Source organism: Argonema antarcticum A004/B2 (assembly GCF_023333585.1).
Lineage (GTDB): Bacteria > Cyanobacteriota > Cyanobacteriia > Cyanobacteriales > Aerosakkonemataceae > Argonema > Argonema antarcticum.
In genome coordinates this window covers 1-22,175 of record NZ_JAIQZN010000111.1, presented here as the reverse complement: position 1 = coordinate 22,175, position 22,175 = coordinate 1, and the positions used below count along the sequence as shown (strand labels likewise).

At 41.9% G+C, this 22,175-nt stretch carries 28 protein-coding genes, 1 tRNA gene and 1 pseudogene; 16 read left to right on the top strand and 14 right to left on the bottom strand.

What is annotated here, in order from left to right:
- Positions 1-60 precede the first annotated feature (60 nt).
- Positions 61-134: transfer RNA gene (locus tag LAY57_RS30490), tRNA-Arg, on the bottom strand.
- 296 nt (positions 135-430) lie between these two features.
- Between LAY57_RS30490 and LAY57_RS30485 the strand changes: the two genes are divergently transcribed.
- The 6 genes from LAY57_RS30485 to LAY57_RS30460 all read left to right on the top strand — a co-directional run bounded on the left by LAY57_RS30485 (position 431) and on the right by LAY57_RS30460 (position 5,735).
- Positions 431-1,090 carry an Npun_F0813 family protein gene (locus LAY57_RS30485; RefSeq protein WP_249070942.1) on the top strand — a complete coding sequence of 220 codons (660 nt, stop codon included), beginning with the start codon at positions 431-433 and terminating at the stop codon, positions 1,088-1,090.
- A 148-nt stretch (positions 1,091-1,238) separates the two neighbouring features.
- Positions 1,239-2,288, top strand: a complete 1,050-nt coding sequence (locus LAY57_RS30480) for a hypothetical protein (RefSeq protein ID WP_249070941.1) — start codon at positions 1,239-1,241, stop codon at positions 2,286-2,288.
- Between the two features lie 5 nt (positions 2,289-2,293).
- On the top strand, positions 2,294-3,223 hold the full coding sequence (locus LAY57_RS30475) for a helix-turn-helix domain-containing protein (protein ID WP_249070940.1): 930 nt from the start codon (positions 2,294-2,296) through the stop codon (positions 3,221-3,223).
- Positions 3,224-3,887: 664 nt separating this feature from the next.
- Positions 3,888-4,757 carry a pentapeptide repeat-containing protein gene (locus LAY57_RS30470; RefSeq protein WP_249070939.1) on the top strand — a complete coding sequence of 290 codons (870 nt, stop codon included), beginning with the start codon at positions 3,888-3,890 and terminating at the stop codon, positions 4,755-4,757.
- Between the two features lie 19 nt (positions 4,758-4,776).
- Positions 4,777-5,112 carry a divalent-cation tolerance protein CutA gene (gene cutA, locus LAY57_RS30465; RefSeq protein WP_249070938.1) on the top strand — a complete coding sequence of 112 codons (336 nt, stop codon included), beginning with the start codon at positions 4,777-4,779 and terminating at the stop codon, positions 5,110-5,112.
- A gap of 53 nt (positions 5,113-5,165) precedes the next feature.
- Positions 5,166-5,735, top strand: coding sequence for a Uma2 family endonuclease (locus LAY57_RS30460; protein ID WP_249070937.1), 570 nt, complete (start codon positions 5,166-5,168; stop codon positions 5,733-5,735).
- Here LAY57_RS30460 and LAY57_RS30455 read toward each other — a convergent pair.
- Positions 5,704-6,324, bottom strand: coding sequence for a Uma2 family endonuclease (locus LAY57_RS30455; protein ID WP_249070936.1), 621 nt, complete (start codon positions 6,322-6,324; stop codon positions 5,704-5,706). The genes LAY57_RS30460 and LAY57_RS30455 overlap by 32 nt on opposite strands.
- 278 nt (positions 6,325-6,602) lie before the next feature.
- Here LAY57_RS30455 and LAY57_RS30450 point away from each other — a divergent pair, with 278 nt between their 5' ends.
- On the top strand, positions 6,603-6,824 hold the full coding sequence (locus LAY57_RS30450) for a hypothetical protein (RefSeq protein ID WP_249070935.1): 222 nt from the start codon (positions 6,603-6,605) through the stop codon (positions 6,822-6,824).
- Entirely contained in the window at positions 6,802-7,131 is a 330-nt protein-coding gene (locus LAY57_RS30445; protein WP_249070934.1) for a type II toxin-antitoxin system PemK/MazF family toxin, read from the top strand. Before LAY57_RS30450 ends, LAY57_RS30445 begins: the two co-directional genes overlap by 23 nt.
- A gap of 170 nt (positions 7,132-7,301) precedes the next feature.
- On the opposite strand, the gene dcm is transcribed toward LAY57_RS30445, so the two are convergent.
- From dcm to LAY57_RS30425, 4 genes are all read right to left on the bottom strand, one after another.
- Positions 7,302-8,594, bottom strand: coding sequence for a DNA (cytosine-5-)-methyltransferase (gene dcm / locus LAY57_RS30440; RefSeq protein WP_249070933.1), 1,293 nt, complete (start codon positions 8,592-8,594; stop codon positions 7,302-7,304).
- A gap of 56 nt (positions 8,595-8,650) precedes the next feature.
- Positions 8,651-9,703, bottom strand: a complete 1,053-nt coding sequence (locus LAY57_RS30435; protein ID WP_249070932.1) for a type 1 periplasmic-binding domain-containing protein — start codon at positions 9,701-9,703, stop codon at positions 8,651-8,653.
- A gap of 171 nt (positions 9,704-9,874) precedes the next feature.
- Positions 9,875-10,282: a type II toxin-antitoxin system tRNA(fMet)-specific endonuclease VapC gene (vapC, locus tag LAY57_RS30430; protein ID WP_249070931.1), complete on the bottom strand. Its 408-nt coding sequence runs from the start codon at positions 10,280-10,282 to the stop codon at positions 9,875-9,877.
- Positions 10,279-10,533, bottom strand: a complete 255-nt coding sequence (locus LAY57_RS30425; protein ID WP_249070930.1) for a hypothetical protein — start codon at positions 10,531-10,533, stop codon at positions 10,279-10,281. The genes vapC and LAY57_RS30425 overlap by 4 nt, the downstream gene beginning before the upstream one ends.
- Positions 10,534-11,105: 572 nt before the next feature.
- On the opposite strand from LAY57_RS30425, the gene LAY57_RS30420 reads away from it, so the two are divergent.
- The 6 genes from LAY57_RS30420 to LAY57_RS36695 all read left to right on the top strand — a co-directional run bounded on the left by LAY57_RS30420 (position 11,106) and on the right by LAY57_RS36695 (position 15,931).
- Positions 11,106-12,686: a diguanylate cyclase domain-containing protein gene (locus tag LAY57_RS30420; protein WP_249070929.1), complete on the top strand. Its 1,581-nt coding sequence runs from the start codon at positions 11,106-11,108 to the stop codon at positions 12,684-12,686.
- Positions 12,687-12,840: 154 nt separating this feature from the next.
- Positions 12,841-13,452: an early set domain-containing protein gene (locus tag LAY57_RS30415; RefSeq protein ID WP_249070928.1), complete on the top strand. Its 612-nt coding sequence runs from the start codon at positions 12,841-12,843 to the stop codon at positions 13,450-13,452.
- 75 nt (positions 13,453-13,527) lie between these two features.
- Entirely contained in the window at positions 13,528-13,911 is a 384-nt protein-coding gene (locus LAY57_RS30410; protein WP_249070927.1) for a hypothetical protein, read from the top strand.
- Positions 13,912-13,926: 15 nt separating this feature from the next.
- Positions 13,927-15,057 (top strand): CAF17-like 4Fe-4S cluster assembly/insertion protein YgfZ, encoded by a 1,131-nt coding sequence (gene ygfZ, locus LAY57_RS30405; RefSeq protein ID WP_249070926.1) that lies wholly within the window; start codon positions 13,927-13,929, stop codon positions 15,055-15,057.
- 97 nt (positions 15,058-15,154) lie between these two features.
- Positions 15,155-15,715: a Uma2 family endonuclease gene (locus LAY57_RS30400; protein ID WP_249070925.1), complete on the top strand. Its 561-nt coding sequence runs from the start codon at positions 15,155-15,157 to the stop codon at positions 15,713-15,715.
- A 12-nt stretch (positions 15,716-15,727) separates the two neighbouring features.
- On the top strand, positions 15,728-15,931 hold the full coding sequence (locus LAY57_RS36695) for a DUF6753 family protein (protein ID WP_420839156.1): 204 nt from the start codon (positions 15,728-15,730) through the stop codon (positions 15,929-15,931).
- An 88-nt stretch (positions 15,932-16,019) separates the two neighbouring features.
- Here the strand turns inward: LAY57_RS36695 and LAY57_RS30395 are convergent, their stop codons facing one another.
- The 7 genes from LAY57_RS30395 to LAY57_RS30365 all read right to left on the bottom strand — a co-directional run bounded on the left by LAY57_RS30395 (position 16,020) and on the right by LAY57_RS30365 (position 20,873).
- On the bottom strand, positions 16,020-17,261 hold the full coding sequence (locus tag LAY57_RS30395; protein ID WP_249070924.1) for an AAA family ATPase: 1,242 nt from the start codon (positions 17,259-17,261) through the stop codon (positions 16,020-16,022).
- A gap of 57 nt (positions 17,262-17,318) precedes the next feature.
- Positions 17,319-17,891, bottom strand: a complete 573-nt coding sequence (locus LAY57_RS30390; protein WP_249070923.1) for a hypothetical protein — start codon at positions 17,889-17,891, stop codon at positions 17,319-17,321.
- 48 nt (positions 17,892-17,939) lie between these two features.
- Positions 17,940-18,488, bottom strand: coding sequence for a hypothetical protein (locus LAY57_RS30385; RefSeq protein WP_249070922.1), 549 nt, complete (start codon positions 18,486-18,488; stop codon positions 17,940-17,942).
- A 302-nt stretch (positions 18,489-18,790) separates the two neighbouring features.
- A complete protein-coding gene (locus LAY57_RS30380) occupies positions 18,791-19,438 on the bottom strand; it encodes a hypothetical protein (protein WP_249070921.1) in 648 nt (215 codons plus the stop codon).
- Positions 19,439-19,441: 3 nt separating this feature from the next.
- Positions 19,442-19,792 carry a hypothetical protein gene (locus LAY57_RS30375; protein WP_249070920.1) on the bottom strand — a complete coding sequence of 117 codons (351 nt, stop codon included), beginning with the start codon at positions 19,790-19,792 and terminating at the stop codon, positions 19,442-19,444.
- A 119-nt stretch (positions 19,793-19,911) separates the two neighbouring features.
- Positions 19,912-20,430, bottom strand: a complete 519-nt coding sequence (locus tag LAY57_RS30370; RefSeq protein WP_249070919.1) for a helix-turn-helix domain-containing protein — start codon at positions 20,428-20,430, stop codon at positions 19,912-19,914.
- Complete coding sequence (locus LAY57_RS30365) at positions 20,427-20,873, bottom strand: DUF6932 family protein (RefSeq protein WP_249070918.1); 447 nt, start codon at positions 20,871-20,873, stop codon at positions 20,427-20,429. The genes LAY57_RS30370 and LAY57_RS30365 overlap by 4 nt, the downstream gene beginning before the upstream one ends.
- Positions 20,874-21,217: 344 nt before the next feature.
- Here LAY57_RS30365 and LAY57_RS30360 point away from each other — a divergent pair, with 344 nt between their 5' ends.
- Together LAY57_RS30360 and LAY57_RS30355 are read left to right on the top strand one after the other, a co-directional pair.
- Positions 21,218-21,493: a hypothetical protein gene (locus tag LAY57_RS30360; protein WP_249070917.1), complete on the top strand. Its 276-nt coding sequence runs from the start codon at positions 21,218-21,220 to the stop codon at positions 21,491-21,493.
- A 38-nt stretch (positions 21,494-21,531) separates the two neighbouring features.
- Positions 21,532-21,855 carry a clan AA aspartic protease gene (locus tag LAY57_RS30355; protein WP_249070916.1) on the top strand — a complete coding sequence of 108 codons (324 nt, stop codon included), beginning with the start codon at positions 21,532-21,534 and terminating at the stop codon, positions 21,853-21,855.
- Between the two features lie 40 nt (positions 21,856-21,895).
- Here LAY57_RS30355 and LAY57_RS30350 read toward each other — a convergent pair.
- Positions 21,896-22,175, bottom strand: a pseudogene (locus LAY57_RS30350) (hypothetical protein); the annotation flags it as partial.

Below are 22,175 nucleotides of genomic sequence, written 5' to 3'. Positions count from 1 at the left end.
CCCCTTGTCCCCCTTGTCCCCCTTGTCCCCCTTGTCCCTAACCCCTAGCCTCTTCTTAAACGGGTGCGGCAGGACTCGAACCTGCGACTCGCAGCTTAGAAGGCTGCTACTCTATCCACCTGAGTTACGCACCCACTTGTCATCTGTCTGCCTATATTATCAAAATTGCTAAGATTTGTGGTGCAACAGGGCGATCGAATTTAAGATCGGAAACTTTTCAGAGGGCTGGCGTGGAATAGGCATCTGATAGATGTACACTAAAAACCAAGAGAATGAGCCTTGGATAAGATAGTGTGATATTAATTTGCGATCGCAGTTCAGCCGCACCTGGTAAACCAGCATTCTGCATATCAAGAGTGTCGCAGGCGTAATTACACTCAACGCCAAGAGCTGCACCCGAAGGTCCTGACAGGAGTCAATTGCCAGTGTCATGTTTATTCTGAAACGGCAGGATGTTGAAATAACTAGCGTTCAGCACCCAAAGCGGGACCAGCAGATTCCCATTCTCAATTACCAGGGGCAAACGTTTCGCTTAATCAGTGTGTTCCGAGCGAACCAAGAGGAAGAAGCCAAAGCCTTCTGGCGGGATCTGACGGATAACCGAGGGAAAGCCTGTGTCCTATTGGAGGAACCGGAACGATATAGCGTCTGGGGCAAAATCCGTTTAGACCAGCTCACTAGCGATGTCCCTGGTGATGCTAAAACGATTGCTCTGACCCAAGCCTGTCTGTTGCTGCTGCAAGGGGTTTATATAGACATAGAAGATCTCTTAGGAGGCAGACAGGCTGGATTATTTGAAAAAAATCTCGCGGAAATACTTCAACAGTGGCGCTTTCCACAAGCAGACTCGCCGCAAGCTGTCAAAAACCTACTCACAATAGATCCGCTGAGTGCCAACCAACTTCCCCCCTGGGAAGAACATCATATAATCACCCTGTTGCAGGAACTTTATCGTCTTGGTAAACAGTATTTCGGGAACTCAAGCTTTGTCAGTCGAGCTATGGACACCTTACAAGACCTGCCAGCCGCCGATCAGGCGCAGTTTACAGAATGGTTGAATCAATCTCCCCTTGGTAAGCTGTGGCAATAGCGTTGAAAATGTATCGGATCGTTTTTAATGACTTGTATATAGCCAAGACAAAGAGCTTCCTAATGGTGAAATTTCGGATCTCAGCAGCGGTCAAAAGCTTATTGACGCCCGTGCTTTCCATCGCCAGCTATTCCCTCTATGAACCCCTATGAGCAACCCAACGGATAAATCATCCAGTCCTAAAACTCTTTTGCCAGTACGGACAATTGTTCTAGCTGGAATTGCTTGGGCAGTTCTGGCCCTTTTGTTCTTTTTGATATTTAGCGTCACGACAGGGGACAATCGTCCGGTTTGGTACTTGATCGGTACTTATGTTTTTGAACAGATGGCTTACCTGTCAGCTGCTTTACTGTGTTTTAGGAATTGGCGGAGTCCTCAGATTGTCAGCGGACGGAATGTCTGGCTGGGATTTGGTCTGGGGATGCTGTTTTATTTCATAGGGAACTTGCTGTTTGGCTATTGGGAGTTGGCTTTAAAGATCGAGCCAGATATATCTCTTGCCGATCCCTTTTTCATCGCTACTTATATTTCTCTTGGCTGGGGGATGATTCAAGCTGTTTCTTCAAGGCGGCTAAATCTGGAGAAGTGGCAGTGGGGAATTGTGGCGGGAATCGCCGCGATCGGGATTATCCTAGCCTACTTGATTGCTCCCCCCGACTTTTCCAACAAAGCCGAGGCGGCAACCCCACCTTCGATCGTTGCTCAGGCAACCGCTCCTGCCTCCCCCACGGCTAAGCCAGCCCTAAAAGCACCAGCAGTGCAGCCAACTGCTAAACCCAAGCCCACAGGAACAGCTAAACCAGCTACTAATGCTAAACCAGCCCCAGCCGCCTCAAAATTTTCTTGGATTGAGGAACTGGACAATAAATTAAAGTTTCTTGTCCCTTGGTTGAATCTGTTTTACGTGGTTTGCGATGTTGCCCTGTTAATTCTTGCCACAATGTTATTATTAGCCTTTTGGGGAGGCCGTTTTTCCCAATCTTGGCGGATGATTGCAGGAGCAACTTTGTCACTTTACATCGCAGATATGTGGTTGAAATGGGCCGAAAGAAATATAGATAATTACCAGAGTGGCTCTTTACCAGAAATCTTTTGGGTATTTAGTGGCGTGCTGTTTGCCATTGGAGCTGCCCTCGAATACGATACATCAAGCCGTTCCCGCCGCACTGGTGGTGGGCGTAGACGCCCTGGAAATTAAGCTTTATGACCGCTAAAAAATTAACTCAAGCTGACAAATCTGAGATCCTTAAGCTCTACAGAAATCCAGAAGAAACAACCTCAACATTGGCTCGCCGCTATGATGTGAGCCACTCTACTATTAGTCGCTTGCTAAAAAGCACTTTGTCACCTGATGACTACGAAATATTAATTCAGCAAAAACGTTCGATGCGTCCGCACACAGCCGTTTCTGAACCGGAAGCGCCTGTAGTGGAAGACCCGAAACGCGAAGCCACCGATGATGCAATAGAAGGATCGCCGGGTCTCAACAGACGCCTGCGACGGCGTTCCTCCGCGACATCTGCTTCTGTAAGCGAACATCTAAGAGTGTCAGAAAAAGTTTCATCGCCACGGTTAGATCTTCGGGCCTCAAGCACTGCTACAAAGGACGACGATTTGCTGGATGAACCATACAGTGGGTCAAATAGCAGAATCAAAGAAATGCTGGGGGAAGATCTGCTAGACACTGAAGACGATCTTGCAGATTTGGATGATGACGATCGCGATGATGATGATGATGATTTAGACTACACCGACGATGAAGATGACCTGGATGAGGAAATTATCCTCCCCAAAAGGCGGGTGCCAAGCAACGCCGTAGTTCGGGTTTTGCCATTGTCGGAGGCGTCTTTTCCCAAACCGTGCTATTTGGTGGTAGACCGTGCGGCAGAATTAATCACGCGACCGCTAAAGGATTTTGGCGACTTGGGTCAGATCCCCAATGAGGAAGTTCAGCAGAGGACTCTGCCGGTTTTTGACAACCACAGAGTAGCTCGCCGTTTTTCCAACCGCGCCCAGCGAGTGATTAAGGTTCCTGATGGCAAGATTCTCCAGAAGGCTTCTCCCTATTTGAAAGCTAAAGGTATTACGCGACTGTTAATAGATGGTCAGGTTTATTCGTTGCCAACAACTTAGATTCAAACCTAATAGCCGGTCGGTTTTCTGACTGGCTGCGCCTACAGACAGACTACTCTACGGTGAAGCGATCGCATAACCTGTGCTTTGGTGTAGGCCACGCCCCTACACCACACATCGGATTGCGTTTTTTCTCAACTTGAAGAGACTGGGGCTGGACGCATTCCCCAGTATAAAACGCCGAAAAGGTATCCCAGTCATAGTTGCTTCTATAGCAACCGCCAGGGCGGTTAGGGCATCCTAAAACGCCAGAACCAATTCACAGCAAGCATTTCACTTTTGAATGAGTGAATGAATGACTTTTGCTATATCACTGATGATACCTCTAAGGAAGTTATACATATTCTTTGTAATACTTGAGAAGTCTACATCTCCCTATGGGTAGGTGTAGGAACTTCACAACAGAGTTGCTTTTCATAATTGAAAATATTTGTAACATAAATTACCCGCTCTGCTAGAATTGCCTACTTTTAAATAGTAAAATCTTTATTAAGAGATCGCAGTTTATTCCAAACTAGCCCTCTCTCGATCATCCAGAATTAAAACTGGCTACTCAATGCGAGCCGCTATTTTGTTTTTTCAAGCGGTTTAAGTATCGCTTCTCTCAAAAACTATCCTCGATAGTTTTTGAGACAAATTTTCAATAACTAGAGGCAGTGAGAATATGAAAGTTAGCGAGATCCTAAAGCTTTATGAAGAGGGAAACAGAAATTTTGCTGGGGTCGATCTCAGTGGAGCCGATTTAACAGAAGTTACTCTAATAGGTGTAAACCTTACAGGCGCTAATCTAAGGGGAGCGAATTTCAGTCGTGCTTGTTTAACCAAGTCAGACCTGAGTGGCGCGTTACTAAACTGGGCGAATCTAACATTTGCCAAACTGGGCGAAGCCAAACTGGTCGAGGCAGATTTAATGAAAGCTCAGCTGAGCGGTGCTTTTTTTGTAAAATCAAAACTACCCGGAGCAAGATTGAGCGGTGCTAATCTCAGCGGTGCTAATTTCCGAGGCGCTAATCTTTGGGGTGCGAATCTCTGCGGGGCTAATTTGCAAAGAATCAATCTACGAGGATCTAACCTCAGCGGAGCCAATCTTAACTGGGCAAATCTACAAGGTGCTAGATTGAGTGGGGCGATGCTGTATGGCGCTTTATTAAATGGTGTCAATCTCAGCGGAGCATTTTTGAATGGACTTGATTTGAGTGGCGTGGAGTTAGATGGAGTTAATATTAGCGAAGCAAAACTGAGTGGCGCTAACTTGGAAGGAGCTAATCTGATGGCAGCGGATCTAAGTGAAGGGGTACTGCGGGGGGTAAACTTGACAGGGGCAGATTTGACAGGCGCGAATCTGACAAAAGCTTGCTTGGAAAAAGCCAACTTGAAATGGACAAGGTTGAGTCAGGCAGACTTGACTGATGCAAACCTCACAGATGCCACATTGACAGGGGCAAATATTGAGGGGGCCAAATTTACAGGTACAGTATTACCAAGAGGAACTAGAGAGTATTTTTACTTAGTTACAACTGATACGGCGGTGTAGTGGAAGGCGGTTGCAGGTGATGGATAACGGTGCTGAAACAGTTCGCTATGGTGTGGTACTGGTGACGGCTGGTACGCGGGAGGAAGGGGAAGCGATCGCACAAAATTTAGTAGAAGCAAAACTCGCCGCTTGCGTCAGTTTGATACCAATTAATTCTATTTACACTTGGCAAGGTGTTCTGCATAAAGAAGAAGAGTGGCAACTTTTAATTAAAACCGATCTGGCTAAATTTGAAATTCTGGAAGCAAAGATTCGAGAGTTGCATTCTTACGAAGTGCCAGAAATTATTGCTTTGCCGTTGGTTGCTGGTTCTGAGCCTTATTTGGCGTGGATTTCGGAACAAGTGAAAGCGTAGGAATTATTCACAGGCTATCCTAGAAATTACGATCGCTTAGAAGGATATCCGCCATGAGTGAAGCCGCAACTAAAGGAGTTCGCTGGAATAGCACAGATTTAGAATTCCTGCCGGAAAATGTCGGTACACGCTACGAAATTATCGATGGTGATTTGTTTACATCTAGACCCTTCCACTGGAATCATCAACAAACTTGTGGGAATATCTGCATAGAACTTGAGAGTTGGTCAAGCTCAAGTGGTTTAGGAGAGGCAGTAGTAAGTCCCGGCATAGTGTTTAGCGAATCAGACGATGTAATACCGGACGTAGTTTGGATTAGCAATGAAAGATTAGCCATTTTACTAGATGATGCGGGACATTTGACTGGTGCGCCTGAGTTGGTAGTAGAGGTTTTATCTGCTGGTACAGAGAATGTACGTCGAGATAAAGAAGCTAAACTGAAACTTTATTCTACACGGGGAGTTGAGGAATATTGGATTGCTGATTGGAGGTTACAAAAAGTCGAGGTTTATCGGCGGGAAAATGCGCGGTTGGTATTGGTGGAAACCTTGATGGGTGATGATGAATTGAGTTCGCCTTTGTTGCCTAGTTTTAGCTGTGTTGTGTCGAGGTTTTTTGTGTAGGAAAAGCTTGTTGAAAAGTCTTGATAGCATCAACATGATTGACCATATTGATGCAACGCAACAACAAATCGAGATCGATTCCTTTCACTTCTTCACTACTGGAAATTTTTTCATAATAAAATTCATTTCCTTCTCCCCGCAGGTGATAAATTTCTAACACTCCATCTTCCCAGAACCACACTTCCTTGATCTTCAGCCGCTTGTAGGCTTCCAACTTGTTAATACCGCCACTGGAAAACACGATTTCGATCGCTAAATCGGGACGCACTCGACCAGGAGCAAGTTTATAAGATTCATCCGCCTCTCGCTTGACGGCGGCGGTTTCATTTTCCAGGGTCATTGAGCCAGTTGGAGTAAAGTCAAATCCTGCCATCAGCAGGTAAAGCTCCAACAATGCAGCAATCCTCTTTTTAACAGTTTCGTGGGGTTCTCCCGGCATTCGTCGTATCTCCAAAATTCCTTCTAAGAAAGAAAGTCGATAGCCTGGACGGTCTAACAATTGCTCAACTGCTTTGAACTCTCTCCAGGTCAGTCCCTCAAATAAAAGGGGTGATTCTTTTGTGGGTGTTGCGATCGCTGTTGGGGCCATTTGAGTCTCCAGTCTGTTTCCAGATGAGAAATTAGTAATAAACTCAAAAGTGGGTAGGTGTCTTGCTTACCCCATATTTAAAATATTTTACAGGGCTTTTCAGGTGAGTGAGGTGCAGAGAAACCCGGTTTCTTGAAGAAACCGGGTTTCTGGGGTTTTGTAGGGACACGGCGGCATAAATATTCATCTATAATGCAAAATATTAAATGATGCCGTGTCCCTACCGCAGCTGATTTGAGTGAGGATGATTTCAAGTTGTAGACTATCAACAATGAAATATGAAAAGCGAACTTATCAAGTTAACTTATCAAGTACAACTCCAAGCAGGTGAAAAGTTAAATCTGCCAGCATCTTTAGTTGAGAGCTTGGGTGCAGGTGATTGGATCATCACTATTGAGAAAATCAATACTATGCCTGAAACCATCCGCAACCATGACGCATTTTTGAATAGTTACGCACCTGAAGATGAGGGGTTGTATGATGACTATCCAGGCGGGTGATTTTTGGGTGGCGGAAATTAGGTTTACGGATGGAAGTGCATCTAAAAAGCGTCCTATCCTTGTACTTTGGTTGGATAGGCAGGATATTGTGGCAGCAGCCGTCACCTCTACTGTACCGCGCAGTCAGACTGATGTCGCGCTTAACGACTGGCAGACAAGTGGTTTGCGGGTTGCTTCAACAGTGCGATTGTCAAGATTGGATTGTTTGGAGCAATCTTTATTGCTGTATAAATTGGGTCATATTTCTGATGATGATGCAGTGCGATTACAGGAGGTATGGGTGATGTATGTTAAGCCTCAGTTTTAATTTAACTATAAACTTGAGCGATCGCTGTTGGGGTCATTTGAGTGTCCAGTCTGTTTCCAGATGAGAAATTAGAAATAAACTCAAAGCTGGGCAGGCATCCCGCCCACCCCATATCTAAAATATTTTAACTTGGTGGAAGCGTTAGAGGCACAGTTGAGATCCCAAACAGTCTATAACTTGACTTTTTGTTTTGACTGCATATAGTAGTATAAAGTCTTCGATATAACTTCCTGAGCAACAGCTTTAACCACATTTATACTGACGCTATTACCCATTTGATAGTATGTTTTATCATCGTCAGAATGAAGAATAAAACTATCTGGAAAACCTTGTAATCGTGCGGCTTCACGGGGAGTAATCCGGCGAACTCTATTTTGATGATAAACACCTAATCTATTTGCATCGCTAGCAACAATGGTTACAGAAATTTTATTTGGATCGAGAAACTTATAAACTTCAAACGAAAAGTTTCCCGACACAGGCTTATACTTACCATTGACAATTTGCAAATACTTTTTGGCAACGAGAGATTCCAGAATTTCATCAAGTTGAGAATGAGCGAAGAAGCTAGCAATTTGTTCCCTAGTTAATAATTTACCATCTTGGTGACGACCAAATTCTTTGTTACGTCTTTTTAAGATAAATAGATTCATTAATTCAATTTCATCTGAACTGCATTCACCGCGCAATCCCATTTCCCAGGAATGAATCGAATTTCCGCCACGGTAATCAATAAGTCGAACACCGTTTAACTTACTGAAATCATCCTTAACAAGACGTTTTAAAACCTTGACGAAATTCGGCGAACAGTCATATTTTGAATCTGGATTATCTTCCAGTATATCGGCAACAGTGACATTTTTTCTATGGGGATAAAACAAAGACAATTGCTCGTAATTGTAAGAATGAGAATCTTTGGCTCCTAGATCTGAAATTAATCCAAATTGCGGCTTGGCATCTAAAATTCCCAAAATGTAAATTCGGACACGATTTTGAGGCAAATTAAAATTGGAACTATTTAGTAAAAAGACGTTGAAACTGTAACCTCTTTTTTGAATTTCATGCTTAATAGTTTCCAGCGTTCGCCCGCGCTCGTGGGTATAAAGACCTCTTACATTCTCGAAAATTAGAGCTTTTGGTTTGTGAGTATCAACCAGTCTCATAATTTCAAAAAATAGTGTTCCTCTGGTATCGCCGAAACCTGCTTTTTTACCTGCATAAGAAAAAGATTGACAGGGAAAACCGGCCAGTAAAAAGTCATGCTCTGGTAGTTCGGCGATAAACTGAATATCACCTAAAGGTGTGTGACCGAAATTGTGCTTATAAACTAACTGAGCATCTGGATTTATTTCGCTGCTCAATACACATTCTGTTTGGTAATTTAATGAATGAGCGGCATATTCAAAACCGAGTCGCATTCCGCCAATTCCGCAAAATAAGTCAATAAAGCGAAGTTTTTGCATACAAGCTTTCTCCTTCAATTTACAATGATATAATGAGGAAGAATTATCATCAATAATCATTCCTCATTATAACTAAAATAATTACGCATAAATTCACAAATTAAATCCAAGTTTCCTTCGCTAAATGCTACTGTGCAATGACTATATGAGCATATTGTTCTAAGCGCACTTTCTCTCTCGAAGTTACCTGCTCCATCAATAACATAGGCAATTTTATAACCAGCTTTTTCAATTTGGTCAAATCTAGATTTCGCTTGTCCAGCTTTACGCTCAATGACACTATTTGTAGTTACTTGAAAGCTAACTTCTATAGCTGCATACTTCTTATTTAATTTGGAAATTACTATATCAAATGAAGTAGCGCGATTATCATCGTCATCGGTGTGGCGGATACCTGGTAAATGACCACTTTGTTCTACCTTAATATCTGAAATATTTAAATGTTTGTCTAAGTAGTCTTTTACAAATTTTTGAGCAATTTGTCCTAAAGTGTTGGATTTAGCTCCAGAAGTTATACGACTTACCCAAATGTAACGTTGTTTAATGAATTTATCTAGTTTTTCCGGCTCACCAATGTAATTACCAATTTCGCATTTAGCCAAAAAATTGACTGAGGTTTGCTTCTTTGAACTACTGGCTAGTAAAAGCAATGCTATAATATCTTTATGTAGTGTAGACAGTGTTTGTTTTTTGAGTAGCTTTTTGCCATCAATGCCAAGTTTTTCATTGCTGAGTTGACCTTTTACAGGTAGAGCTTCAAATTGATATAAGCAACTTTTTCCCTTCCAAATATAGTCTAGCTCTTTAGAAGGAAATAAAAAATTAAACTGACTATTTAATCGTTTGAGATTTTCTCCACCAAAATCTGCCAATACAACTAAATGCTTAATAAACATATTAGCTGACAGAGTAGCAGCATTAACTACTTGAAATAAACCGTTTAAATCATTAACCTTTACGCTAAGAATAGAAATAAACTCTTCTTGAGTTTCCAAAAGCTTCGGAATTATACTAAGTTCAGCTTCTTGCTCAGACAAATCTGAGGGCCAAAACATAGAAGCTGATTTGCGTAGCTGTTCAACTGTTTTTGTGTATTTTGAATTTGTCACGAGTAATTTGTCACCTTTGTTGAAACAATTTGCTATCAAAATTTAATAAAACTGCGGTCGCTCCCACTCTCCCTCAACTTTATTATAAACTGCGATCGCTCCCAATCTACAAAATCCGAAAGCTATCCTGAAAGAAGCATCTACATCTTTACACAAGTGCGATCGCACTCCTCACCCCGTCACCTCCCAATCTTCTATCCGCAGTCCTTGAACTCGACTAAACTCACCCGTATTATGAGTTACTAAAATTAAGTTATTTGCAAGTGCGATCGCTGCAATCTGGAAGTCATAAGGGCCGATCGGAGTTCCCAACGCAGCAAGTTGAGCGCGAATTCTTCCCGCGATTTTAGCCGAGAGTTCATCAAATGGTAAAATCGAAAATTGATTAAATAAACGAGCCAATTTAGCCAGATTAGCCTCTTGTTGTGAACTTTTATAGGCTCCGTAGTAAAGCTCTAACTGAACAACCGTACATAAATAAATATCTGATGCTGGCGTTCTTGATATCCGCTGAGCTATCTGCAAGTTACTATTATTCAAAAGGCGGACACAGGTATTAGTATCTAAAAGATATGTCAAGCTAATTCCTCCCGCGTTTCATACTCACCTTGATCCTCTCGTACTAAAGGTTCTCCTACCCATCCGCCTACTACTTCTTCAAAAAAACCAGGCGCATAGCCTAACTCTTCTGGCGTTTTCTTTGGTGCTGGGGTGACAGGTTGAATAGTTACTGTCACTTCTAAATCAGCATCTTTAAATTCTGTTGGTACTTTTATTTGCAATATGCCATCTGAACCAACATGGGAACGGACTAAAATTTTATGTTCCATTATATTATATCTACCTCTTTTTTAACTTAATTATACTCCAGCGATCGCACTCCACATTCCCTCATCTTTACACAAGTGCGATCGCACTCCTCACCCCGTCACCCCCCAGTCTTCTATCCGCAAACCTTGAACTGTTCAAAATGAACATTAGCGTAATAATTCGGAAATACCCGCCCCACTAGCCTGTAGAAACTTTATTGCTACATGACGCTAAATCGCTAAATGGTTTTGAGGTGGTTGTGACAATTGACCTGACAAGGTATGGGCCAAAAGCACAGGGCATGAAGAGAGTTAAGAGCGATCGCCACAACCCTGTTCTTCATCCTGTCCCCCGACTTCTTTCCTTGCAGGAGAGTATCCGAGATCCGAACAGTATTGGCCCCTACCTTTGCAGTTTAAAGGGGAACCTGTGACGTTCATCACAAACACGATCGGAGTAGCCTCACAAAGGATCGGAGTCTCCAAGCACCAGATTTATACTTAATTTTCACAAAGGCTCAAGGTAGTCAATCACTCAGCGTGCAAGCCAAATACGGAATAATTTTATCAATTCCCAATTGGTAGTTTGCGATATGATTGACCAACCTCAAATCCCCAATCCCCAATTCCAAATCGAGCTTAGCCTTGAGCAGTTCAATAGAGGGACTATCTTAATTATCGATGATAATTACAGCAATTTGGAGTTTTTGAGTAGCTTTTTAAACGAGTCTAACTTCAACGTATTGGTAGCTAGCAATGGTGAAACAGCTATTTTCCAGGCTGAATATTCCCAGCCAGACATCATTATATTGGATGTAGTCATGCCTGGTATTGACGGTTTTGAAACTTGCCGTAGGTTGAAAGAGAATGAAGCGACTAAAAACATACCCGTCATTTTTATGACGGCACTCTCCAACACAGAAGATCAAGTGAGGGGGTTTAAAGTAGGAGCAGTAGATTATATTACTAAGCCTATCCAGTCCGAAGAACTTTTAGCTAGAGTAACGACTCATTTGACTGTACAGAAACTGCAAAAGCAACTGAGGGAACAGAATTTGCGCTTGCAACAGCAAATGGCGAGAGAGAGACTAATTGCCACAATGCAAGAGCGTATCCGCCAATCTTTGAACTTAGAGGAAATTCTCAATACTACAGTCAACGAAGTGCGGCATTTTCTCCAAACGGATCGGGTAATTATTTATCAATTCAAATCAAGCGGTGACGGGATAGTGGCTGTAGAATCGGTAAGCCCACAATGGATGCCTATTTTACAACAGACAATTACAGATCCATGCTTTGCAGAAGGCCACATAGAATATTATAGAGAAGGTCGGGCTAGAGCCACAAGAGATATTTACAGTGATGGTTTGGAGCAGTGTTATATCGATTTACTAGCTCAGTTTCAAGTTAAGTCAAATTTGGTGGTTCCCATACTTAAGAAAGAAGAATTGTGGGGATTGCTGATTGCTCATCAATGTTCTAGACCGCGACAGTGGCAGCAGGTAGAAATCAATCTACTTCAGCAATTGGTCACGCAGGTAGGAATCGCCATCCAACAAGCGCAACTTTATCAAGATCTGAAGGTAGCAAATCAAAAATTGCGCCGTCTTGCTACTTTAGATAGCCTGACTCAGCTGGCAAATCGTCGTCGGTTTAATGCTTACCTCAATCAAGAATGGCGTCGTTTGGGGCAGGAGCAATCTGGTGAAGACATTTTTGGGAAAACCCGATCGCCTTTGTCTTTGATTTTGTGCGATGTGGATTTCTTTAAACTTTACAACGATACTTACGGACATCTGGCAGGGGATTTCTGTTTGCAGCAGGTGGCTCAAGCGATCCAGGCGGCGGTAAATCGTCCGGGTGCTTTGGTAGCTCGTTACGGTGGAGAAGAATTGGCGGTAATTTTGCCAAATACAAGATCGGAAGATGCCTTTTACATTGCGGAATTAATCCGAAAAAGAGTAAAAGCATTAGAGGTTACCCATGCCAAATCACCGATCGCCAAATACGTTACTCTGAGTTTGGGGGTTTGTAGTACCTTCCCCGGTAATGAATCTTCGCCTCAAAAGCTGATCGATGCGGCTGATAGAGCGCTATATCGGGCGAAAAAGGAAGGACGCGATCGCACTTATCTAATCAGGCGCGAAGACCCCTACTACACTCACACCGATTAGAGGCCCTCTGCGGCTTCCACAATTCAAACCAGATCTGGGCTAGAGCCCAGATTCGAGGATAATTAACTTCAGATTTAGAAAAACGACCAATTCTGATGCAGCCAATTGGATATGATAAGTAAGGATTTTTACCTGTTGACTTGGAAAACTACTCATGCAAAAAACCAAGTTGCTCAGTCAAGCTATAGCCAGTGCAATGCTGTCCTTGACTCTGACGACTATAGGAACTCAAGTCGTACAGGGCATACAGAACCCTGTTTCTCTGTTAAGAACTACCTGTGTTGGTAGTGGCCCTGGTCGCTGGCGTCCAGATACTGAAAATGTAGCTATAGGCAGGTCTGTCTATAAAAGTCTGATGAAACTGAGTCCTAGCAATGGCTCAGCGGCAGTAACCTGTAGGATCAGGCCCGAAGATTCTGAACCTCGATTCCAAACGCTTCAGCTGGAATTTGGGATGCTTGACAGCGACACGACAAGTCCTCCCAATACCGTAAATATATACTTGGATGGGCGGCAGGTAGCTACTCGTAGCGTTACGGCTGCACAAACGGCTTCTTTGTTGTTCAATGTTGGCAATGTCAGCAATGTTTCTATAGAAACCATCTGTGCTAGCTCTTCAGAATATTGCGGTCGGGTTTACTTTTTTAAAGCTTCGTTGGAGCGTATTCCTGAGCCACCACGTCGCTTACGCCGTGAGCCACAGCGTCTGACTGTCCCTGAGCCACAGCGTCTGCTTGTCCCTGAGCCACCCCGTCCTAGAAATTAGCGGTAAGGTTTTAAGTAGACTCCTTCTACCGTGGGATTGTCAAAATCAAAGGATTGCTCTCACTACTTGATGCCGATGAAGCCCAAAATCACTAATATGGTTGCATGGCAGCAGGCTGAACTACTGATGCAACCTGCTTATCTCCGCGTAATCGATAATATTCGCAAACAGTTGGAGCAATCTCTCTGGAAGGCTACTTATGAGGAAGTGCAAACTCCTTATCCCGGCTATCTGCTTTGTTTGCAGCATGGAGAGCAGCAAATGAGCGTAAATTTGTGGGAACTTTGTTATCAAGTCTGTTTTCGGGATTACAAACCTACACACAGCGAACTGGAAAGCCAGGAAGTGGAGATTGATACCAGTCTTATTGATGAAAGTGGGGATGTGGATTGGGATCGTTTGGAAGCAAAGACAAGGGCAATAGTAGAGCAGGTATTTACGAATTTGCCTGTCCAGTGAGGGGATTAGATAGAGATGATTAAGGAACTATACGATATTCAGGCAGTAGCTGGGGCAATGTTTGGCGAATCGATCGCAGTTAGTTTTGGGAACGATCTCGCTGCCAAAAGGGCTGCGCGGTCGGGGGTGGCTTTGTGCGATCGCTCTCACTGGGGTAGAATTCTCGTTTCTGATGACGATCGACTTCGATTTTTACACAATCAAAGTACCAACGATTTCCAGCAACTTAAGCCGGGAGAAGGTTGCGATACTGTTTTTGTAACATCTACCGCTCGGACTATTGACTTAGCGACTGGCTATGTTATGGAAGATGCGGTAATGCTGTTGGTTTCGCCAAATCGTCGCCAAAAAGTGATGCAATGGCTAGACCAATATATCTTTTTCGCCGATAAGGTCAAATTAACTGATGTTACTGATGATACGGTTACTTTCAGTTTGCTCGGCCCAAAAAGTGACGCCGTTTTAGAACAGTTGGGCGCTGGGACAATTATCGGTCAACCCTACGGTAGTCACCAATTGCTGTTTACCCCCCCTGTTTCCCCCCCGTCTACGGGGGGGACTTCTCCTGTTTCCTCCCCTGTTTCTTCTCCTGTCTCCCCCCTGTGGACGGGGGGGACGGAAGGGGGGGTTCGCGTTGCTGTCGGTAGCGGTTTGGCAATACCCGGATACACTCTGATTGCGCCTGCTGAGAGTGCTGCTTTTCTGTGGAGTAAATTAGTGGAAGTAGGCGCAGTACCTATGGGAGCGAGCGTTTGGGAGCAATTGAGAATCGAGCAAGGACGCCCAGTTCCCGATCGCGAATTAACGGAAGATTACAATCCTTTAGAGGCGGGATTGTGGCAGACGATTTCTTTTAGTAAAGGTTGTTATATCGGTCAAGAAACTATTGCCAGATTGAATACTTATAAGGGTGTGAAGCAACAACTTTGGGGTATCCGCTTAAAAGCGCCAGCCGAACCGGGTAGCCTAATTACGGTGGGCGATGAAAAAGTCGGCAAGCTTACCAGTTATACCGAAACCGATGAAGGTAGCTTTGGACTCTGCTATATCCGTACTAAGGCTGGTGGCGAAGGGCTAAAAGTACAAGTTGGAGACACAGAAGGCGAGGTAGTTGCTGTTCCTTTTGTAACGCATATACCTGAATAAAAGGTAAGTTAGAGCGATCGCGCCTCCCCTTGCGGGTTTTGACTGAACTAATTGCACTCCTACTATAATCAAAACAGAACAGAGCGGAGTTAAAGCTATGTCTACTACAGAAAAAGTCCGTTGGATAAGCGCTGATTTAGAATTCTTACCCGATAATGGCAACCGTTATGAGATCCTTGAAGGAGAATTAGTCGTGACAAGAGCAGCCCACTGGGAACATCAAAAAGTTACTAATAATGTTTGCTTTGAGTTAACTATTTGGTCAAGACAGACGCAGTTAGGTAAGTCTGTCCAGGTACCCGGTATTATCTTCACGGATGCTGATAATGTTATTCCTGATGTGGTTTGGGTAAGTAATGAGCGTTTAGCAGAAATATTAGATGAATCGGGACATTTGCGCGGGGCACCGGAGTTAGTGGTAGAGGTGATGTCTCCAGGTGAGGACAATGAAAAACGCGATCGCCTATCAAAGTTAAAATTATATTCAGTTCAAGGCGTGCGGGAATATTGGATTTTTGACCGACAACAGCAAAAAGTTGAGGTTTACCGCCGGGATAATGGGGTTTTGAAATTAGCGATGACTTTGTTTAAAGAAGATAATTTAACCAGTCCTTTGTTACCTGGTTTTATTGTGTCAGTGTCGGGATTGTTTGCGTAGAGATTGGGGCTAGTGGATTTTTATCATCTATGCTACCCCGCTTATAGAATAGTTCGGAATTTGATGAAGTGGAATAGTGGGAAACTGATCGATAAAAGTTGCACTAAAAATGTAGCTCTTGAGAGTTCTAATGTAATTTTTGATGGCCGTCGCACTAGCTATGGTTTCTGTCTCGTCTGGATAGAACCACCAGAAAAACGGAAGTTTAAGGACTGAAGAGAAACATTAAAAGTTTCCATGACATAACTATCAGCTACATAATTACAAATAGCTGAATTAGTATGTTTAGGAAGCGGTATACAGATTATAACAAAGCACCTGTAGGAGTTGTCTTTTGGCAAAAACTTAACAAAGATTCCACGCTGACAGGCTGATTGGCTTGTATTGCTTCATTTAATGCACGACTAATTATTAATTCAACTATGTCAGAAGGCGTAAAGGCTATTTCTTTACCATCGATCGTTTTGGGTTTTGTAGCTTCTACTAGCCTATCTATATCATATTTATTGAATTTCATACCTTGTAAAGATGATTCAAATAGCATTTGACGTGCTTTTTCATCAGGTCTTTTGAATTGATAATAGTAACTGCGCCGCAACAAAGCTGGATCGATCCGCTTTGTTAAGTTTGTAGCAAACAAAGCAACAACTCGTGCCTGTAGTCCCTTGCGTAAACTATCTACACCAATAATAATTGAATCGACTATTGCTAAATTTTCTTGCGCTCCCGAACTTGAATCAGTTTGTTCGCGTGAACCTACAATAGCTTCAGCTTCATCAAAAAAAAGGATTATAGGTTCTTTATGTTTAATATAGTCTTTTTTAACTTGCTCAAATAGTTTTACAATCATGCTACTAGCTCGTCCCTGATATCCCATGCCACGCATCATTAGCCCCAGGTGTTTAAAATGAACTTTCTCACCTAACTTTTGCGCTAATGCCACTCCCATACTCGTTGCTAACGCTGTTTTTCCAGTACCTGGATCTCCACCAAAAACAATTACAGGGGCTTTGCTTGCAGTAGTCAGAAGAGCAGGTAATACAGTTTGATAATATTGCTGACTCCACTTCTCTTTTTTTTCAAATGGAGTTAACAAACTTATTACTTCTAGAAGTATCTCTTCCTTGGGTATACCGACTAGCGATTTATAAATTTCCATGTAGTAAAAATCCAGCTTTTGAGGATTGAATGTTATCTGAAAGGTAACAAGTTCATCTAGTTCGGCTGTTGGTAAAGGCTCCAAAATACTATCTCCTTGAACTAACGAAGGTTTATTAAAATCTTTTTCTGAACTGACCCGAAAAATAGTGTGGGTGTCAACTGTAAAAGTAGTAGGAGGATCGACTCGCTCTAAATGTGCAGAAAAGCTTTGTTTTGCACCTCCAATTATTACGGGTATTTTTTCTAAGTATCTTCCTATATCGCTAATCCCTATCTTTTGCCCTATAAATTGTTTCCGAAGTGCTTCAATAATAGCTTCTTCTGTTGTGCTAGTTATTGGAAAAAAGCCATAATCCCAACAAATTATCCAAAATAAAGATGACATTTTATAACCTCCGTATAATTAATTTGTCTGTGTTTGAATTTTCCATAATGATATTACTCAAAAAATGCTACTAATCAAAGTATCAAAGGCAGTACCAATACACCTTTGCCAGATAGTAGTAATAGCTGTTTGGCCAAAAAATTTAAATAATTTTCCTGTTTTAGTATCCCACCAATTCGGATGACTTTGTACGAATTCTGTCAACTTTTTCACAGCATTATCTTGTACGTTCTTAACGTTGTAAGAGTCATTTTTATTTTCAAAGTAAGTAATTTGGCGTACCATATTAGTAGTTAAATTGCGAAATTCTTGAATTTCTTTGTAAAAGTTTTCATCTTGTAATGATATTCGTGTAACATTTAACTCCAGAGATTGATCTTGCCAAATAGCTTGTTTTGTAACTAAATAATTATTAACTAAGCTGGATATCTTATTAATTTGATCGCTATTTTCTAGCTCAAATCCCTTAGCATTAATTTCTTTAATAATATTTTCTACAGATACTAAAGTCGGCAGGCTCGCTTTATTAGATGAAATAGTTAGAGTCGTTTCAATCACTGAAGAGGCTGGCAGTTTTATAAACTGATAAACTTGTTCTGGTAGGTATAAAAATAAATGAAGATGGCTCATAATTTTAAATTTGAGTTTGTTGTTAAAATAGACATTATTCAAAAATTTTTAAATTTTCCAAACTTGCCCCTCAACTCCAAGATCACCACTAGCATAAAGCCCTAAGCTGCTCCAAATTCCTCCTTCGTATTTACCCTTAAAGGTAGAACCTTCTCCTGGTATTAACCATTTTGTACCACTAACAATACTTCTTTGTTGTTCTTTTGACAAATTCAACATAGTAGGTGACCATATAACCCAAGGAGTAAACGCTGCTGAACTAGGAACCCAGACTGTTTCTACGGGTTTTCCTCCTGTTCCAAGACGGTTTCCCTTTGTTACGGATCTGACATCTACACCTAAAACAACTTTGTATCGATACTCGTGATATACGAGATTTTCGTTAGCTGGATCATATAGGCTGAATCCTATATCAGAAACAGCATTGTTTATTAAAAAAGTGGTATAGGAGTTGAAAAGTTTTACTGCATAGTCTAAAGATATAATTTTCGGATAGGCTTTACTCAAAGCTTGTAAATCAAGGTTAATTTGCTGTCCTACATATAAGACATCAGCTCCTGTAATCGATAATGATGTGGAAATAACAAGGCTTTTCATTTTTATTTACCTACAAATTCGCTAAATATTTAAAGCTAGTAACTTTTTTAACTAAATATTTTTTTATATAATTCAGCCAACCTCTTTTTTTTTTAAAGTTACAGAACCTTTTTCTGCAAAAATTGTATCTTTCATATAGAATTGTTTTTGGTTTAAAGCCATATTCTCAAATTCCTCACTAAAGAGAACCTGTATTTTCAGACAGGACGTAGGGCAATCGTAATATTTAGTTATTATTTGGGGGAAAAGTTCTCCTGAACGAGCCAGATGATTATTTGAAATAACTTCAAATCTCCATTGACTTATAATATCGATTTTATCCTCTTCAATAAGTGAACATTCCACTCCTTTAATATAACGTTTAAATAAACACCTATATCAGCAGTAATTTGTTTTGCTGTAGTATTATCAAGTAATTCTGTTTCAGAAGCAAGTTTCAAAAGTTCATACTCTATCACACTATAGTCAGCATATATATTAGCTCCATTTAGTTTTTGTGATGTTTCATATTGATCTTCTAAGCTGGTAGTTTCTAAACTTTTATCTGAATTAGAAGGATCTGTATAATTTTTGTCCCAAATAGTGTTACGGAGAGCCTTGTCTTTGGCTCGTGGGTCTAATTGTGAAAACTGAGATGACCATTTTACGTCACAATTTAGGTAGACTTCTTGTGTAATTTTCTTGAGGGATATAAGAATTGTTTGAATATCTTCACCTTTTCGCTGAGGGTACTTTTTATCGCTTAAGTCATAGCTCCATTTAAATATTTCTTGATGGTTGCGACAATTGCGTATTGATAGTTCAATTACATCTGCATATTCACTTGTCAAACAAGTTACAATACTGTTGAAAATATCAACCTTTTTTTGAGGACTTAAAATATAATCATAATGATTGCCAATATGTCTTAGCTCATAATTAATTTCATGCGCTATTCCCAAAATGTCCATTATTTATTCTCCTTGGGCGTAAAATATTAAGCAGCAACCGTAAGTATGAATATAGCCAAACAGCTTACCAACTTGGTAAAACTTTAACAATTCTACATAAGTTGCATTACCCAGTTCCCTCGGTTCCACCTTATGCAACCCACCCCTATATACCCGCCCCTCACCCATCAACACCTCATCAGAAATGCGATCGAGCGCCTGCCAAACGTCCTTCAGCAATTCTGCCTTCTCTAAAAGCACTTTGGCAAGAGAGGGTTTAGGATACAGCATCAAATAAACATTGGTAGCCGTCGCCCTTGAATGATTCAAGATAAATCGAAAAGGTCTACCTCTACCAGTATCCTGACGACCCATATAGGTGCAGAGGAACGGGGAAGGAGGACGCTTTTCCCGATCATACCAGGGAGAGCGATGCTTGCTCCAGATAGCGATGCACCCCCTAACAATCCACTTTTAGGGCAAATCACTAACATTTATAATGTTTTAGCAGTCATACTCACTTTTTCCTTGCGCCATTTTTCTGCACTTTGTTTAACAGCTTCTATTTCCTCAAAATCTACCCGCATCACAGCCATTTCAAATTCTACGCCCAAAACTGTGCTAACTTCGAGCATTTCTACAAAACTGGCACATTGATAATCTGTGTCCTCATACTGCCTAACTCGCTGCTCTCCAATTCCTAGTATTTGAGCTAATTCTTGCTGACTGATTTTGGCTGCTATTCTAGCTTTAATTAAAGCATCTGACAGCTTATTTATGCTCTCAACTTTAATTTGAATTGGCTGAATTTTGTCACAATTAATAAGCCTTTCATATTCAGCAATTTCTGCTTGTAAAGCCATCAGGTGAGATTGTTTGACATCGCGAGAAAGTTGCCAACCATCGGGGTCGGTTTTCTTCAGTTCCTCATCTTGGTCTAACGCTCTAATAGAATATTCAAATTTTCGAGCGCATTCTTGACTGTATTCATACTCTTTTTCATTTTTTATCATGGTTTCCACCTCAATAAATCTATAGCAATAATGCCTTTATAATTTAACTTTCTGTCACGCTGAAAGAATTCTAAGGAAGCTAAACCGTAATCTCCTACAGGTTGATCTGAACGAAAAATTTCACCTTTATATTTGGATTTCTGTGCGCTACGATCCAAATGATTTAGTAATCTAGGGGCATTCTTTCGGAGATAATCGTAATCCACATCTTCCGGTTCCCAACACGCATCAAAATCACCAGGTTTTGGTTTACTGGTAACAAAACTACCGTCAATATAAATAGTTCTACAGCCTGCTGATTTTAATTGGGTCATTGCCAGTTCCAAACCATCTATCATCTGCCGCCTCGTAGAATTCGTACCAAATCTCTCCTTAAACTCCTCCCATTCGCAAAATTGTACTCCTGGTGGTAGATTGCCGTTTTCATCAAATTCTGGAATCACTTCCTCACACCTTAACACAGATGAATGTCTGGCTCTTGATCTTACCACAATTATGACCCATATAGGTGCAGAGAAACGGGGAAGGAGGACGCTTTTCCTGAGCATACCAGGGAGAGCGATGCTTGCTCCAGATAGCGCTTACTTTCCCTACTTAAGCTACAGTAGGGATTCCATTACCCTGACTGTAGGAAAAGCGGCGACGGCATAAAATCTAAAGTCCAAAACCAGAGGCTCCCGGACTTGGTGAGCAGCTAAAGTAGTTAGAGTGGGCAGTACTCATCCTATTTGCTTGTGAGATACCATAGAAGAGTTTATAGAAATAGCGTAGCGATCGAGAGTCAAATATGCAAGCAATCCTGCTAAGCCGTGAAGAGGTTGCCCGACGTGCAAGGCAATTGTACGAAAGCAGTATTCGTCAAAAAGTGGAGACAGAAGAGAACATTGGCAAAATGGTCATCATCGACATTGAGACAGGTGACTATGAAGTTGATAAAACTGGGATAAAAGCAGCGCATAATCTGAGCGCGAAGCACCCGTATGCCCGACTCTTTGGCATTTGTATTGGTTACAATGTCGCTGCTTCATTCGGTGGTGGTGTCATGGAGCGTGTCAGCAAGTGATCTCCGGTATCGTGGTCGATAGACACGCGATTGTTGCTTTGACATTTCTTCTTCCGAATGGAGCGACTTTCCCAATTGAGTTTGTTGTGGACACAGGCTTTACCGACTATCTGTGTTTGCCACCCGAAGCAGTCACTCTATTAAGGTTGCCCTTCTTATACGATCTTCCTGTGAATTTGGCAGATAATAGCGAAGTCTTGGTGACGGTTCACGAAGCGACTATACTCTGGGATGGTGAGGAAAGATCTGTTCGTGTATTTGCAACAGGACGACGGCCCCTGATTGGAACAGCTTTGCTGAATGAGCAAGAACTTGTGATTCAGTTTACAGAAGGTGGGTTAGTGACAATTGATGAGTTGTAGCTGTTGTCCCAGCGCGATGCGGCGCAGGCTAACTTGGTCGTTAGATTACGAGATTATTCGATGAGAGTTCAGGTAAAACCTCCAGAATCTTCTCTCCTAAAGCATTACCCAATTCCCTCGGCTCCAGCTTATGCAACCCACCCCCATACACGCGCCCCTCACCCATCAACGCCTCATCAGAAATCCGCTCAAGCCCCTGCCACACCTCTTTGAGCAATTCTGGCCTCTCTAAAAACACTTTAGCAAGAGCCGGTTTAGGATACAACCTGGGGGGGAGACAACAAGCTGTAAAACCCGCACGAAGTAAGGGTTTTACAGCT